This is a genomic window from Cryobacterium sp. M25 (assembly GCF_002929635.1).
GTDB lineage: Bacteria > Actinomycetota > Actinomycetes > Actinomycetales > Microbacteriaceae > Cryobacterium > Cryobacterium sandaracinum.
This window is the reverse complement of the sequence record NZ_PJJU01000033.1, coordinates 18,177-32,363: the sequence shown is the minus strand read 5'-3', so window position 1 is coordinate 32,363 and position 14,187 is coordinate 18,177. Positions and strand designations below refer to the sequence as shown.

The 14,187-nt window shown below is 68.7% G+C and carries 13 protein-coding genes, 1 tRNA gene and 2 pseudogenes; 6 read left to right on the top strand and 10 right to left on the bottom strand.

Features of this window, described 5'->3' with window-relative positions; all coding sequences use genetic code 11:
* Positions 1 to 62 precede the first annotated feature (62 nt).
* The 3 genes from CXY81_RS02480 to CXY81_RS02470 form a co-directional block, all read right to left on the bottom strand.
* Positions 63 to 905, bottom strand: a complete 843-nt coding sequence (locus tag CXY81_RS02480) for an anti-sigma factor domain-containing protein (protein ID WP_104193857.1) — start codon at positions 903 to 905, stop codon at positions 63 to 65.
* Entirely contained in the window at positions 902 to 1,486 is a 585-nt protein-coding gene (gene sigK / locus CXY81_RS02475) for an ECF RNA polymerase sigma factor SigK (RefSeq protein ID WP_104193866.1), read from the bottom strand. The genes CXY81_RS02480 and sigK overlap by 4 nt, the downstream gene beginning before the upstream one ends.
* Before the next feature lie 246 nt (positions 1,487 to 1,732).
* Positions 1,733 to 2,362 carry a DNA-directed RNA polymerase subunit beta gene (locus tag CXY81_RS02470; protein ID WP_104100162.1) on the bottom strand — a complete coding sequence of 210 codons (630 nt, stop codon included), beginning with the start codon at positions 2,360 to 2,362 and terminating at the stop codon, positions 1,733 to 1,735.
* Between the two features lie 119 nt (positions 2,363 to 2,481).
* Between CXY81_RS02470 and CXY81_RS02465 the strand changes: the two genes are divergently transcribed.
* Both CXY81_RS02465 and CXY81_RS02460 read left to right on the top strand, forming a co-directional pair.
* Positions 2,482 to 2,554 (top strand) — tRNA-Lys (locus CXY81_RS02465).
* 169 nt (positions 2,555 to 2,723) lie between these two features.
* A complete protein-coding gene (locus CXY81_RS02460; RefSeq protein WP_104171837.1) occupies positions 2,724 to 3,161 on the top strand; it encodes a hypothetical protein in 438 nt (145 codons plus the stop codon).
* Positions 3,162 to 3,169: 8 nt separating this feature from the next.
* Here the strand turns inward: CXY81_RS02460 and CXY81_RS02455 are convergent, their stop codons facing one another.
* From CXY81_RS02455 to CXY81_RS02445, 3 genes and pseudogenes are all read right to left on the bottom strand, one after another.
* Positions 3,170 to 3,928 (bottom strand): GAF domain-containing protein, encoded by a 759-nt coding sequence (locus CXY81_RS02455; RefSeq protein WP_104193856.1) that lies wholly within the window; start codon positions 3,926 to 3,928, stop codon positions 3,170 to 3,172.
* Positions 3,929 to 3,992: 64 nt separating this feature from the next.
* Positions 3,993 to 5,327 (bottom strand): DUF445 domain-containing protein, encoded by a 1,335-nt coding sequence (locus CXY81_RS02450; protein ID WP_104193855.1) that lies wholly within the window; start codon positions 5,325 to 5,327, stop codon positions 3,993 to 3,995.
* Between the two features lie 69 nt (positions 5,328 to 5,396).
* Positions 5,397 to 5,719: pseudogene (locus tag CXY81_RS02445) on the bottom strand (histamine oxidase); the annotation flags it as partial.
* A gap of 28 nt (positions 5,720 to 5,747) precedes the next feature.
* Between CXY81_RS02445 and CXY81_RS17355 the strand changes: the two are divergent.
* Both CXY81_RS17355 and CXY81_RS02435 read left to right on the top strand, forming a co-directional pair.
* Positions 5,748 to 6,591, top strand: a pseudogene (locus CXY81_RS17355) (aldehyde dehydrogenase).
* 11 nt (positions 6,592 to 6,602) lie between these two features.
* Positions 6,603 to 7,955, top strand: a complete 1,353-nt coding sequence (locus CXY81_RS02435) for an APC family permease (protein WP_104193854.1) — start codon at positions 6,603 to 6,605, stop codon at positions 7,953 to 7,955.
* A gap of 88 nt (positions 7,956 to 8,043) precedes the next feature.
* Here CXY81_RS02435 and CXY81_RS02430 read toward each other — a convergent pair whose 3' ends face one another.
* Both CXY81_RS02430 and CXY81_RS02425 read right to left on the bottom strand, forming a co-directional pair.
* Positions 8,044 to 9,027, bottom strand: a complete 984-nt coding sequence (locus tag CXY81_RS02430) for an aldose 1-epimerase family protein (RefSeq protein ID WP_104171833.1) — start codon at positions 9,025 to 9,027, stop codon at positions 8,044 to 8,046.
* 9 nt (positions 9,028 to 9,036) lie between these two features.
* Positions 9,037 to 9,951, bottom strand: coding sequence for a DeoR/GlpR family DNA-binding transcription regulator (locus CXY81_RS02425; RefSeq protein ID WP_104193853.1), 915 nt, complete (start codon positions 9,949 to 9,951; stop codon positions 9,037 to 9,039).
* 84 nt (positions 9,952 to 10,035) lie between these two features.
* On the opposite strand from CXY81_RS02425, the gene galT reads away from it, so the two are divergent.
* On the top strand, positions 10,036 to 11,247 hold the full coding sequence (gene galT / locus CXY81_RS02420; RefSeq protein ID WP_104193865.1) for a galactose-1-phosphate uridylyltransferase: 1,212 nt from the start codon (positions 10,036 to 10,038) through the stop codon (positions 11,245 to 11,247).
* On the top strand, positions 11,244 to 12,404 hold the full coding sequence (gene galK / locus CXY81_RS02415; protein WP_104193852.1) for a galactokinase: 1,161 nt from the start codon (positions 11,244 to 11,246) through the stop codon (positions 12,402 to 12,404). Before galT ends, galK begins: the two co-directional genes overlap by 4 nt.
* A 178-nt stretch (positions 12,405 to 12,582) precedes the next feature.
* On the opposite strand, the gene CXY81_RS02410 is transcribed toward galK, so the two are convergent.
* The gene (locus CXY81_RS02410) at positions 12,583 to 13,479 is read right to left on the bottom strand and encodes an ABC transporter substrate-binding protein (RefSeq protein ID WP_104171829.1); all 897 of its coding nucleotides are present in this window, start codon (positions 13,477 to 13,479) and stop codon (positions 12,583 to 12,585) included.
* 200 nt (positions 13,480 to 13,679) lie between these two features.
* Positions 13,680 to 14,156, bottom strand: a complete 477-nt coding sequence (locus CXY81_RS02405) for a YbaK/EbsC family protein (RefSeq protein ID WP_104171828.1) — start codon at positions 14,154 to 14,156, stop codon at positions 13,680 to 13,682.
* Positions 14,157 to 14,187: the final 31 nt, after the last annotated feature.

Genomic DNA, 14,187 nt, shown 5'->3' with positions numbered 1-14,187 from the left:
GCATAGAGTATCGGGTCAGGAGCAGGTCAGGATCAGGTCGGGATCGACTCAGATCAAGCAGCTCAGGAGCTCTGGATGGCGAGGATCGGGTCGCTGGTGGGCTGCTCCGAGCCACCCTTCGGCTCGACCGTGACGCCGATCGTGTCGCCGGCGGTGAGGCTGCCGTCGAGCACGCGCCAGACGGTGCCGGTGCCGGGCGAGTCGAAGATTCCGGCGGGAACCGCGCCGGAGCCGCCGATGTACCAGAGCTGGTAGTCCCGGTCGGACGGCAAGTCCGGCAGGTCGTCGACCAGGAGCGCTGAGAGTCCGCTCTCTTCGGACCAGACCAGGGTGGCTTCCTGACCGTCGGCGGTGGTCGCCGACGCGCGCTGGATGTCAGCGGCCGCCGTGATTTGCACGAGACCGGCCGCCTGGTCCTGTTCGAATTGGTCGGACTCCAGGGACTGGCCGACGAAGGTGCCGCCCGCGAAGAGGGCGACGGCCGCGGCGGCCGCCGCGAGAACGCCGACGGGCCGCTGGAACCAGCGCAGGCGGGCGCGCTCGGAGGCGCTGCCCGCTGCGGTGGCGCCTTGGATCGGAGCGGGATCGACGCGCGGCGCGGGGGTGGCCGGTGCCGTCTGATCGGCCGGCAGGGGCGCGAGCTGCGGCGTGGCGGCAAGTCCTGCCATCAGGGAGGCCCTGAGTCCGGCCGAGGGCTGAACGGGGGCGGCGGCAAGGCCCAGCGCCACCGCGGTGTCACTCAGCTCGGCCGCCTCGATGCGGGCCGGCTCGGACGCCTTGAGGTGCTCCTCATAGACGGCGGCCTCTTCCGCGCCCAGGGCGTGGAGGGCGTAGGCGCCGGCGAGCTCGCCCGGGTTCTGCCCGGCGGCGTTGCGGGGGTCGTCATTCCGGGTGTTGTCGCTCATGACGCCACTCCCAACTCGTCGCGCAGGCGGATCATGCCGTCGCGCAGCCTCGTTTTCACAGTTCCGAGAGGGATCTGCAACCGCTCGGCGACTTCACTCTGGCTGAGGCCGCCGTAGTAGGCGAGGCTGATCGCCTGGCGTTGCAGTTCCGTCAATCTGGACATCGCCTTTTCCACTCTTTCGTGCTCGATTCGTACTCCGACCGTTTCGGACACCTCGTCGTAGGCAACCGCAAGATCACGGATGCCGATTTTGATATCCCGGTCGCGGCTGGCCTGCGACGACCGAATCCGGTCGATCGCCCGGCGGTGCGCCATGGTCAGGATCCAGGTCGACGCCCCGCCGCGCTGGGCCTCGTACCTCGTCGCCGTCAGCCAGATCTCCAGGAAGATCTCCTGCGTCACTTCCTCCGACTGCGAAGGGTCAACCAGAAGACGTCGAACGAGACCGAGAACACGCGAGGCCATCCGGTCATACAGCTCTCCAAATGCTCCTTCGTCTCCCTGCGCCACCCGGCCCAGCAATTCCTCATGGGAGACAGGAACAGTCCCCTCCCGGTTGACGTTGAATTCAGCACTCATGAGAACAAGCATCTCAGGTCTTGTCCACGTCCATGGTTCGGCGCGGAGACCGAATCGGATTGGTGTGTCACGACAGGCGGAGGAAGAGTGAAGGCCGGACCGCAGAACGCCTCTCGGCGCGAGGCCGCTCACAGCGGCGAATATTGGAGCCCGGGGTTACTGCGGCCCGACCAGAGTCCAGTGTAAACGACCCGGATGCGGATCGCGCACCCGGCGGGACGGCTCGCAGCCGATCAGTTAGACAGGTCAGTCCAGCGAGTCACTGCGCCAGAGCCGGGCGCAGGAGCCGAATTCCTGGGCGGTGGTGGAGAACCGGAGGGCGCGGGTGGTCAGTTCGGTGGACCGGAGCGGTTCGGTCGTCTCCAGGTCGTCCGCGACGCTGGTGCAGCCGACGGAGATGACGCGGCAGAACGCCGCCGCGCGGTCGAGTGCCACGGCGAAATCCCCGGTGAAGATCCCCCGCAGGATCTGGTCGGCCAGGACGATAATCTCCGCCGTGCCCGTGGGCACTGCGGCCCCGGCGATGACCGGGTCGATCGCAACCGTGACTTCGGTTCCGCGCTGGTAGAGGAACGCCGTGCCCTCGGGATCCTGGCGGATGAGCAACCGCACCAGGTAGATCCGCCAGAGCGCCCCGGGCAGGCTGCGCGGCGTTGCACGCGACCAGAGTTCGGCCACCGCGTCGACGCCGTTCTCGTCGGTGTAGGTCACGAGCCGCTCGACGATGTCGGGGTCAGGGTCGCTGCGCACGCGGGCCAGAAGCGCGTGCGCGGTTTCATGCGCCACCCGGCTGATCAGTGCCGGGTCTTCGCCCCCCTGGAAGGACTCGAATTTGCTGCCGGAGAACTGGGTCGGCTTGTGAAAATTCTCGGCCATGGCATCCTCCTGGGCTCGGTTTCGTGTTCGCTGTGGGCACATCCGTCTCGTCTGCAGAAAACCCTCTCCCACGGTACCTAGAAAAACGGATCCAAAATCCCCTGTACATTATTAACCGCGGGCCTCTAGCTCAGTTGGTAGAGCAAAGGACTTTTAATCCTTGGGTCGTCGGTTCGAGCCCGACGGGGCCCACTCACAGGATCAGCGTCGGTGCAGACCCGGGTCTCGCCCGGGCCCAGCATCGACTCCGGACTCCCGGCGAGCACCCAGCGATGATTCGGGCGGCGTTCGGGTAGCTGCTCCATACTTCTCTGACATGGTGCCGGCATGCCCGATGCCGGCGACCTGAGAAGGAGGCCCCGTGGGCAGAGTGAATGAAGAAGTTGAAATCGAGACCGGGATCATCACCCGGTACCGGCGTCACCCCAACGGACGCGGACTGGTGTCCCCCAGCGCACGCGTGCACCCCGAGGCGTTCGTATCCCGAACCGCCTACGTGGAGAGCGGCGCGCGGGTCGGGGCGGAGGCGTGGATCGGCCCCGGCAGTTGGATCGACCAGGACGCGGTCATCGGTTCTCACGTGTTCATCGGCCAGAACGTGCACGTCGGCGCGGACGCTGTCGTCGGCAGCGCCACGCGGCTGGGCAGCTATGTGCGGATCGGTCGCGGGGCACGGCTCAGCCCCGGAGCGGTCGTCGAACGCGATCTGCGGGTTCCGGACAACGCCGTGATCGGCGCGGCCCCGCGCACGCGCCTGTCGCCCGGATCGGCACCCGCCGGTGTCGCCCACGCCGCCTAGGGGTGCGTCTACGGGCGCGTCCGCCACTCGGCGGTGAACGGGCTTGCGAGTTCTCGCTGCACCATCAGCGCCAACTCGCGCAACAGCACGAGGTCGACGGTTCCTGCCGCCCTCGGCTCCGAGTCGAACACGCAGAGGGCCCCGATGAGCTCCCCCGACGGCGACTCGATCGGGAATCCGGCGTAGAACCTGAACTTTGGCTCGCCCACCACGAGTGGATTGTCTCGGAAGCGGTCGTCGAGAAGGGCATCCGGTATCACCATAGCCGCGGTGCCCGTAATGGTGACCGCGCAGAACGAATTGGACCGCGGCGACTCGGCATCGGCCACGCAGATGCGGGCCTTATGCCACTGGCGATCGCCATCGATCACCGTGAGCGCCGCGGACTGGGTGCCGAACAGGGTGCGCGCCAGTGCCGCGATGCGGTCGAAGCGCTCCTCGGGCGGGGTGTCGACGATCCCGAGCTGGTCGACCGCGAGCTGGCGCCGCGCCTCCTTCGCCCTCGCCTGGTCGTCGGAGGGCACCGGTTCGGCGTCAGGGGTCGCGACCCGGTCGGCGCCGAGGAGCGGCGCCATCCGGGAGGCGAGAACGTCGGCCCAGTGCGCATACGTATCCGTGGACCGGTATCGGCCCGGCGGCGGCGTCGGCGCCGCACTGGACGGTACGAACGCGACCCCGTCGCTGCTGTCGGCGACGAGCCGTACCGTCACCCGGTTCAGGAGCCGGCCGTGGTGGTCCGCCAGATTTCCGAGCCTGGAATCGTACACCGGGATCGACCGGATGGGCTGGATTCCAAGTATTCCCCATTCGGGGCGGGAGTCCAGGGCCGCGTTACACCAGTGCCACAACGGCCTGGGCGAGCGCGAAAATGACCAGGCCGGCGAGCGCGCCCACCACGGTGCCGTTGATGCGGATGAACTGGAGGTCCTTTCCGATCTGCAGTTCGATCTTCTCGGCCGTCTCGGCCGCGTCCCACCGCGCGACGGTTTCGGTGATCACCTCGGCGATCTCGTGCCGGTACCGGCGCACGATGTAGCTTGCACTGTCGGCCAGCCACCGGTCGACGCGGGTGCCGAGGGCCGGGTCGGTGGACAGTCTCCCGCCGACCTCCATGACGGTCGAGCGGATGCCCGTGCGCAACCCGCTCGAGGGGTCGTTCAGCGCCGCCGTCAGGGAGACCTTCACGGCCTCCCAGGTTTTGCTCGCGAAATCGCGCAGCCGGGCGCTGTCGAGCAGTTCGAGCTTGAGCGCCTCCACCCGTTCGATCATCGCCGGCTCGTGCTGCAGGTCGTCGGTCACCTCGACGAGGTAACGATCGATGGCCTGGCGGAGCGGATGCGCGGCATCCGCACGCACGGTGGCCACGAAGGCGAGCACCTCCCGGTGCGCCTTGTCGTCGACCAGCTTGTCGACGAAACCGGGGAGCCAGGTCGGCAGGCGCTGGGACACGGCCCGCCCGAAGGCCTCCGGATGCTCCAACAGCCAGCCCTCGGCCCGTTCCAGCAGCAGGTCGACGGCGGCGTGCTGCTGCCCCGACTCGACCAGCCGCGCCCCCACGTGCCCGATTGTCGGACCCCACTCCGGCTTCAGCAGGTTCTCGCGGGCCACGGTTTCGATCAGCTCCTGGATCGCGTCGTCGCTGAGCAGGTTGAGCAGACCGGCGCCCGCCACCGCGACCTCGTCGGTGAGCCGGCGCGCGTTCTCCTCCTGGGAGAGCCACGCGCCGAGCCGACGGGACGCACCCAGCGATTCGAGCTTGCCACGGATGACCGCCTCGGAGAGGAAATTCGTCTCGACGAATTCACCCAGGCTGGCCCCGATCTCGTCCTTGCGGCTGGCGATGATGTTCGTGTGCGGAATGCGCAGGCCCAGCGGGTACCGGAACAGGGCCGTCACGGCGAACCAGTCCGCTATGGCGCCGACCATGCCGCCCTCAGCCGCGGCGCGCACGTACTGCAGCCACGGGTAGCTCTCCTGCAGCGCGAACGAGGTGGCGAACACCACCGCCATCAGGAGGAGCAGTCCGATGGCGAGCCGCTTCATGCGGATCAGGGCCGTCAGGCGCACGGCGTCCGGCAGGCTCAGCGGCGGCCGGGCGGCGGCTGCCGCCCGTGCTGCACGTGGACCGGTCTCGGTCTGGTTGCTCTGCCTCTTCTTCTCGGCCATCCTCCCAGACTGCCGGATCGGGGCCGGGGAGGGAAACCCGTCTTCCCTCGACCCCGGCGCGCTGCACACTCAGCAGTGGCAGTGTCCCTCTTCGACGGGCGTCGACGGCGGCACATCGAGCACCGGGCTGCGGTCGAAGAAGCCATCGGGCTTCAGCTTGAAACCAGCGGTGTCCACGGGCATGATCGGCCAGTCCTCGATGCGCGGATAGTGGGTGAGGCCGAACGTGTGCCAGAGCACGATGTCCTGGCCGTCGATGTCGCGGTCGGCTTCGATGTAGGCAGGCCGGCGCCGCCCGCGTGCTGATTGACGAAGTCGCCGGTCGGGTAGCGCTCGTCCTCGGCGTACCGGGTCACCCACAGGTCCTTAGTCGCGAAGGCCGCCCTTCGTGCCGGTTCCACCGCCGTCGGCCGCTCCATCGTGGCCGGTTCCGCCGCCTCGAACCTCAAGAAGATCACCCTCGAACTCGGGGGCAAGGCCCCTTCATCATCACTGCGGACGGCGACATCGACGCGGCCGCCGGCTGCAACCTGGCGGGCGGCATGCTCAATTCCGGGCAGGTCTGCGCGGCCTACACGCGGTTCTATGTCAACAAGAAGCGCGAGGCCGAATTCGTCGAGAAAATGGCGGCCGGGGTCTCCGGCATGAAGCTTGGCGCCGGGATGGACCCCAGGACCCAGCTGGGTCCTCTGGTCTCTCAAAACACCTCGACCACGTCGAACGGATGGTCACGGTCGGCCGTGCCGAGGGCGCGGAACTCGTGACCGGTGGCGCCCGGGCCGGCGAGGTCGGCTTCTTCTTCCAGCCGACGGTGTTCGCCGGTGTGCGCGACGACATGGCCATCGCGACCGACGAGGTCTTCGGGCCGGTGCTCTCGATCATGTCCTACGACGATGACGACGACCTGCAGGAGCTCATCAACCGGGCCAACGACACCGACTATGGGCTCGCCGCCACGGTCTGGACGAAGGACCTCGAGAAGGCACACCGCCTGGCCAACGGCATCCGTGCCGGTGCGATCTTCGTGAACATGCCACCGGTGCCGGATATGGCCGCGCCGTGGGGCGGGTTCAAGACCAGCGGCTGGGGCAACAGATGGGTCCGTATTCGATCGACGCGTACACGCAGGTCAAGGGCGTCTGGATGCACTACGGCAGCTAGCCGCACGGGTTTATCGCGGCATCCGTTCGTTTTCGCGCACTCGTCAACTCACGCACTCGTCAACTCACGCAATCGTCAACTCACGCAATCGTCAACTCAATGAGGAGTAAACCCATGACGACCACTCGCAGTACCCCTCAGTCCGACTCCCAGACCACCCTACGCACGGGACGCCTCGGTGTGATCGGCATCGTCTTCTTCGTGGTCGCGGCGGCCGCACCGCTCGTGGGCATGACCGGCGCGGTCCCGGTCGCGATCGTTCTCGGTAACGGCGCGGCCGCCCCGGGCGCCTACCTCGCCATCCAGCTGGCGATCTACGGGTTCTTCGGCGGACTGCTCGGCGCCCAGGTCGGCCTGCTCCCCTGGTGGGCGTGGGCGCTGCTGGCCTGGGCGACCGTCACGCTGCTCTCGCTGCTGAGCGTGGACGTCGGCGCCAAGGTGCTCGGCGTGCTGATGCTGCTCGAACTCCTGGCACTGGTCGTCACCTCGGTCGCCATCCTGGCCGACGGCGGGCCGGAGGGCCTGAACTTCTGGGCCTCGTTCAACCCGGCCGCGATCCTCGCCGGCGGGCTGGCCGGCTCGGCGGGCATCGCGTTCGCCTTCGCGTTCGCGTCCTTCATCGGCTTCGAGGCCACCGCGATCTACGGCGAGGAATCCAAGGACCCGAAGACGGTGGTCCCCCGCGCCACCTACCTGGCGGTCGGAGTGATCACGGCGCTGTTCGCCCTGACGGCGCTCGCCATGGTCACGGGAATGGGTGCATCCTCGGTCGTCGAGAAGACCGTGGAGCTGTCGAGTCTCGACGGGGTTCCCCTGGCCGACCCGGCCGCGGTGCTCTTCTCCCTCGCGACCCAGTACGTGGCACCGTGGATGGCCACCGTGATGGGCGTCCTGGTGATCTCGAGCCTGTTCGCCGGACTGCTGGCCTTTCAGAACGCGGCCAGCCGGTACCTCTTCGCCCTCGGCCGCGGCGGCGCGCTGCCCGCGCCGCTCAGCCACGTCAACGGTCGCGGCGCACCGAGCACCGCCTCCCTCGCCACGTCGGTCCTCACGGGTTTCGTCATCGTGACCTTCGCCGTTTTCCGGCTCGACCCGGTGCTCAACATGTTCTACTGGTTCAGCGGCCTCGCCGTGGTGGCGATCGTGCTGATCGAGATCCTCGTCTGCATCGCGGTGATCGCGTTCTTCCGCCGCAATGCGGGCAGCGAGAACGTGGTCCAGACCATCATCGCCCCGGTGCTGGCCACCATCGGTCTGATCCTCGGCGAGTACCTCCTGATGAGCCGCTTCGGGCTCCTCGCCGGCACGGTGGCCGAGGGCGTGGACCCGACGATGTCATCGTGGGGCCTGAGCCCGATCGGCTGGGTGCTCGTGTCCCTGCCCTTCGTGCTCCTGCTCGTCGGCTACCTGCACTCGCTCTGGTCGCACACCGAGAACGAGGCCCTGGTCAAGGACGTCCTCTCGTAGCCGGCAAGCCGTGAAACGGGGTGACCGCCGCGAGGCGGACACCCCGTCTCTCTGCCCGGCGGACCGTGATGGGCGCGGTGATGCCGGATCAGAGGCGAAATCCCTGGTGGCGGATGCCCCAGCGCACAGACCAGGACTCCCCCGGTTCGACCCAGCGCAGCCCCGCGCCCGAATTAAAGGCATTCGCAGGGGCCGTCATCGGCTCGATCGCCACCGCCAGGCCCAGGAACGGGCCGCCCGGCCCCGGGAAGGGGAAGTTGCGCGGCGTGAAGACCTGAACGTTGCGGATGTTCCGGTCGCCCCAGATCGTGACGCTGCGGCCGTCAGGCGCGGTCAACGAGGCCACGCTGGGGGTGCCGGACTCCTCGCCGGTCACGTCGGACCGCACCTCGGGAGCCTCAGGCCCCACCCCGCCGAAGCCGTCGTCGAGATCGACGTCACCCACCCGGCACCCCGTGCGCAGGTCGAACCGGGTGCCGACGACGGAAGATTCCCCGACGGGGTTCTGCCGGTCGTCGACGTCGATATGGGTGCGCGCCGCGATCGTGAGCACGAGGTCCTCGGTGGGAACGCCGCCGATCTTCGGGTACGGATGCGCGCCGAGCGCTACCGGGGCCGCGTCCCGGCCCACGTTTCGCACCGTGTGGGTGACCGCAAGACCGTTGTCGTTGAGCGCATACCGCACGGTCGTGTCGAGCAGGAACGGGTATCCGGCCTGCGGGAAGACCGTGGCGGCCAGAGTGACCGAACTCGGGCTGCGGTCGAGCATGCGATAGGACGAATACCGAAGCAGGCCGTGGATGGCGTTTTGCTGTTCCGGCTCGGTGAGCGGCAGGCGCTGCACGACGCCCTGGTGCCGCCAAAGGCCGTCCCGGATGCGGTTGGGCCACGGCATCAGCACGATGCCGGCGCCCCACGGCGGGGTGGCCTCGGGCGCGAACGGCTCGACGAGGTCTATGCCGTCCACGGAATACAGCCGGAGGCCGGCGGCCACCTCGGTGACGATCGCCAACGCAGGCCCACTCGGCGTGGCTACCCTCAATTCATACTGGAAACCCGTTGCAGCGCGCATAGTGTCAACCTACTCCGGCTGCAGAACGGTCAGACCGGCCTCGCGGAGGGGCGCCAGCATGACCTCGTCGGCCGCGGCATCCGTCACCAGGGTGTCGAACGCGCGCAGCGGGCCGACCTGCCCGAGGTGCACCTGGCCGAGCTTGGAGGCGTCGGCCACGACGACCGCCCGGGTCGCGGCGGCCAGCATGAGCGTTTTGACCCCAGCCTCGGGGAGGTTGATGTTCGTGACCCCATAGCCGGCATCGACGCCGTTGCAGCCGATGAAAGCCAAATCGACGTGAACCTGGCTGAGCACCGTCCGTGCGAGTGGCTCGACCAGGGAGTGCTGCAGCGGGCGGAGCGAACCGCCCGTGACGATCACGGTGAACCGCGGGATGGCCGGCTCGAGGGCGAGGGCGATGCTGAGCCCGTTCGTGATGATGACGACGTCGGTCAGATCGGTGCGGGCCAGCAGCGCGTGGGCGACAGAGAGGGTGGTCGTGCCGACGTCGAGGAGGATGCTCTGCCCGCTCGTGACGAGGGCCGCGGCGAGCACGCCGATCTGCTGCTTGGGCAGCACGGATGACGCGAGGGCCTCCTCGAAGGAGAACTCCCGCAGCGGGCGGCCGCTGGGTGGCGCGGCCGGAACCGCCCCGCCGTGCACGCGCTGCACCGTCCCGGCAGACTCAAGCACGTCGAGGTCGGCCCGCGCCGTGACGCCGGACACTCCGAACGCCTCGCGCAACTCGCGCACTCGTACGAAACCGCGCTCCCCGACGAGGCGCTGGATCTGTTCTCGCCGCTGGTGGGCCGGGAGCGTGTCGCGGTCGCCGGGCCCGTCGCTCACGTCGATGAGGTCGGCCGTGGCGGTCGATTCGGTCGATTCGGTCGATTCGGTCGATTCGGTCGATTCGGTCGATTCGGTCGATTCGCGAGAAGCCATGCCTAATCTTCACTTAGTTTACTTTGGTTTTCAACCTGAAAGATCTGGTTTCACATGTGCAAATCAGATAACGTTGCTTTCGCCATGAACACAGACTTTGTAGCCGACACCGGCATCATCCGTCACCGCCACACCCTCGCCGATGGTCGGGACCTTATCTACTTCGATGACCCGCAGTCCAGCCTGCCGCCGGATCGGGCGGCCGACCTGCGCGAACTCGACCCGCGCCCGGCCACCGCCCGGATGCGCCAGGACCCGCTCAGTGGCGAATGGGTCTCGATCGCCGCCGCCCGCCAGAACCGCGTGTTCCTGCCGCCCGCGCACCTGGACCCGCTCGCCCCGTCGACGCCGGGGAACCCGTCAGAGGTGCCCAGCAACTACGACGTGGCCGTGTTCGAGAACAAGTCGCCCTCGTTCGGGCCCCTCCTCACCGACGCCGACGCCCCCGCCGGGCTCGACGACCTGAACACCATCGGACTGAACCGCGTCCGCACCTCGGTCGGCCGCTGCGAGGTCGTCTGCTTCAGCCCCGAGAACGAGGGCTCGTTCGCGAGCCTGTCGGTCGTGCGCGCCCGCACGGTGATCGAGGCCTGGGCCGAGCGCACGTACGCCCTGTCACAGCTACCCGGCGTGGAACAGGTCTTCCCGTTTGAAAACCGCGGCGAGGCGATCGGCGTCACGCTGCACCACCCGCATGGCCAGATCTACTCCTACCCCTACGTCACGCCGCGCACCCAGCGCGTGATCGCCTCCCTCGACCAGTACGGACCAAACCTGTTCGCGGACATCCTCGCCAGCGAGCAGGCTGGGGGCCGGGTCATTCTGACCGGCGAGCACTGGACCGCCTTCGTGCCGTTCGCCGCGCGCTGGCCCATCGAGGTGCACATGCTGCCGCACCGGCACGTGCCCGACTTCGCGGCGACCAGCCTGGCTGAGCGTGATGAGCTCGCCGTGCTCTTCCGGCGGCTGTTGCGCGGCATCGACGCCCTCTACGACACCCCGACGCCGTACATCGCGGCCTGGCACCAGGCCCCGGTCTCGGTGCGCCGCGACGAGATCCGGCTGATGCTGCAGGTGACGAGTCCGCGCCGAGCCGCAGACAAGCTGAAGTTCCTGGCCGGGTCGGAGGCCGCCATGGGCGCATGGATCGGAGACGTCACGCCCGAGCAGGCGGCCGACAACATTCGCCGCGCGGTCGAACGCTCCGCCGGGACGGACGCGACCGAAGCGGCGGCCGGCGCCGCGGCATCCGTTCCCGCTATCAGCACCACACTCGAAGGGCAGGCCCACGCATGACCGATCTCATCCAGACCGTGACGGATGGCTTCACGAGCCGCTTCGACGCGGCCCCGGCCGGACTCTGGTCGGCCCCCGGCCGCGTCAACCTGATCGGCGAGCACACCGACTACAACGACGGGTTCGTGTTTCCCTTCGCGATCAACCGGCGCACGCTCGTCGGGCTCGGCTTGCGCGGCGACCGCCAGCTGCGGGTGGCGAGCTCGTTCGCCGCGGAAACCGTGGAGCTCTCCCTCGACGACCTGACTCCGGAGAACCTAGCCGGCTGGTCGGCGTACCCGCTCGGCGTGGCATGGGCCCTCGGCCAGTTCGGCGCCGACCTGGCCACCCTGCCCGGATTTAACGTGTTCATCGACTCTGACGTGCCGATCGGGGCCGGACTGTCGTCCTCCGCCGCGATCGAGAGTGCGGTTGCCGTGGCCCTGAACGACCTCTGGCAGCTCGGACTCGACCGGCGCATGCTCGCCCGGGTGGGCCAGCTGGCCGAGAACCGGGCCGTCGGGGCTCCCACCGGCATCATGGACCAGTCCGCGTCCCTGCTGGGCGAGGCCGACTCCGCCGTCTTCCTGGACTGCCGCACCCTTGAGGCCGAGGTGATCCCGCTCGGCTTCGACGGGGCCGGCCTCGACCTGCTGGTCATCGACACGCGGGTGAGCCACGCGCACTCGACCGGCGGGTATGCCTCGCGCCGGGCATCCTGCGAACTGGGTGCACGGATGCTGGGGGTCCCCTCCCTGCGCGACCTCACCGTGGACGACCTCGGCCGGGCCGCCGACGTGCTCGACGACGAGACGTTCCGCCGGGTGCGGCACGTGGTCACCGAGAACCAGCGCGTGCAGGACACCGTGCGCACCCTGCGCGAGCAGGGACCGACCGCGATCGGCGCCCTCCTGGACGCCTCGCACCTGTCAATGCGGGACGACTTCGAGATTTCCGTGCCCGAACTCGACCTCGCCGTGGAGACCGCGCGCGGCACCGGAGCGATCGGCGCCCGGATGACCGGCGGCGGCTTCGGCGGCGCCGCCATCGCCCTTACCCCGCGCGCCCTGATCCCCGCGGTCACGGCGGCGGTCACGGCCGCGTTCGCAGCCCGGGGCTTCGCGGTCCCGGACCTGTTCGTGGTGCGCGCGGCGGACGGGGCGGCGCGGGAGCAGTAACGCAGCGGGAACTCGCCCCACGTGGCTAATTCAGGAGAAGTCGTGCCGCCCCCCGTGCGCATCCCCAGACCTGTGCGGGTGCGAACGAGGTTCGGCGGGGATCTCCTGAGTTAGCCACGCACGCGACGGCCGAAATCGGTGCCCGGGGTCGAGGCGGCGCGCAGCGGCGGCGACGTGCCTAGCCCCTCGCGCCGGCGTTGAGTGTGATCGTGTCGAGGCCGCCGTCGACGACCCCCCAGTCGTCCAGAATCGCCTCGTAGGTGCCGTCGTCGACCAGCGACTGCAGCGCGGCCTGCACGGCCTCGGCCATCCCGGAATCCTTCTGCACGGCCATACCGTATGGTGCCGCCTCAAACGTCTCTCCCGCGGTCTGCAGCTTGCCCGTCAACTGTGCGATCCCGTAGAGGGTGACCGGGGAGTCGGCGCTGAAGGCGTCGGCCTGGCCCAGCGCGACGGCATTCGCCGCGGCATCCTGCGTGTCGAGGGGGACCTTCTGGATCGGCGGTTTGCCGGCGGCGACGCAGGCGTCACTCTTCGCCGGGATCTCGACGGTGTCCTGGTAGGTCGTGGACTGCACGGCGACCTTGAGGCCGCACGCATCGTCGGGGTCGACGGTCGTGCCCGCGGGCGAGGCCCACTGGATGCCTGCGAGGTAGTAGTTCACGAAATCGACCTGCTTTTCACGCTCCGCCGTGTCGGTGAAGGACGACATGCCGACGTCGATCTTGCCGCCGACGACATTCGGGATGATGTTCTCGAATTTGGCCACCGTGTACTGGGCCTCGAGCCCGAGCTTGGCGGCGATCGCATCACTCAGGTCGATCGCCCAGCCGATCGGTTCGCCGGCGTCGTTTTTGAACTCGTTCGGCGCGTAATTCGGGCTGGTGCCGAAGACGAGCTTGCCCGGGGTCGCGGTCGTTTCCGGGAGGAGCGCGGCGGCCTCCTCGTCGGTGGTCACCACCTCGGCCGCGGATCCCTCCGTGACGCCAGTCGTCGGAGTGGAGTTGTCCACGCAGGCGGTAAGCAGGAGGGCGGCCACGGCGGCCAGGGCCGGAAGAGCATGTCGAGCGCGCATTTGAGCATCCTTTGTGAATTTTTCGCCATCGAAGTGATCAGAGGTGCAACTCTGCCGAGTCTATGTTCAGTGCCGGTCACGCCCGGGACGTGCCGGGCATCCGTCGCCGTACGCCGCCGAACTGTGACTTTGCCCACCGGCGAGGGAGCCATTCTCCCGGCCCGGCGGTGCGCGAGTGGCGGAGATGAGGCCGTCGGGATCTAGGGCGCGACTGCGGTGGGCTCGCCGCCGGTGATCCGCACGAGTTCGTCGAACGTGGTCGGGAACACGGTGTGCGCGTGGCCCGCAGCCGCCCAGACGACCGGGAATTCGGCGAGGGCGACGTCGACCAGGGTGCGCAGTGGCGACGGATGTCCCAGCGGCGCGACCCCGCCGATCACCTGACCGGTGGCCTGCCTGACGACATCCTTCGAGGCGCGTCCGATCGTGCCGCCCAGTCTGTCCCCCAGCCACGCCGCATCGACCCGGTGAGCCCCCGAGGTGAGCACGAGCAGCGGCTCACCATCGAGGGTGAAGACGAGCGAATTCGCGATGGCGCCACGCGAGATGCCGAGCGCCTCCGCGGCGGCGGCCGCGGTTGTGGCCGCATCGTCGAACCAGCGAATTTCCGGGTCCAGGCCGTGGGCGCGGAGAGCCTCCCGAACCCGGTCGACGGATGGATGCGCGGAATTGACCATGCCGAAATCCTAGAGCCTGCGCACGAGGCAG

What these genes read in the sequence shown, in the direction of transcription:
- CXY81_RS02480 (WP_104193857.1), bottom strand. Translation starts at nt 905, where the DNA reads ATGAGCGACAACACCCGGAATGACGACCCCCGCAACGCCGCCGGGCAG.
- sigK (WP_104193866.1), bottom strand. Translation starts at nt 1,486, where the DNA reads ATGAGTGCTGAATTCAACGTCAACCGGGAGGGGACTGTTCCTGTCTCC.
- CXY81_RS02470 (WP_104100162.1), bottom strand. Translation starts at nt 2,362, where the DNA reads ATGGCCGAGAATTTTCACAAGCCGACCCAGTTCTCCGGCAGCAAATTC.
- CXY81_RS02450 (WP_104193855.1), bottom strand. Translation starts at nt 5,327, where the DNA reads ATGGCCGAGAAGAAGAGGCAGAGCAACCAGACCGAGACCGGTCCACGT.
- CXY81_RS02435 (WP_104193854.1), top strand. Translation starts at nt 6,603, where the DNA reads ATGACGACCACTCGCAGTACCCCTCAGTCCGACTCCCAGACCACCCTA.
- CXY81_RS02430 (WP_104171833.1), bottom strand. Translation starts at nt 9,027, where the DNA reads ATGCGCGCTGCAACGGGTTTCCAGTATGAATTGAGGGTAGCCACGCCG.
- CXY81_RS02425 (WP_104193853.1), bottom strand. Translation starts at nt 9,951, where the DNA reads ATGGCTTCTCGCGAATCGACCGAATCGACCGAATCGACCGAATCGACC.
- galT (WP_104193865.1), top strand. Translation starts at nt 10,036, where the DNA reads ATGAACACAGACTTTGTAGCCGACACCGGCATCATCCGTCACCGCCAC.
- galK (WP_104193852.1), top strand. Translation starts at nt 11,244, where the DNA reads ATGACCGATCTCATCCAGACCGTGACGGATGGCTTCACGAGCCGCTTC.
- CXY81_RS02410 (WP_104171829.1), bottom strand. Translation starts at nt 13,479, where the DNA reads ATGCGCGCTCGACATGCTCTTCCGGCCCTGGCCGCCGTGGCCGCCCTC.
- CXY81_RS02405 (WP_104171828.1), bottom strand. Translation starts at nt 14,156, where the DNA reads ATGGTCAATTCCGCGCATCCATCCGTCGACCGGGTTCGGGAGGCTCTC.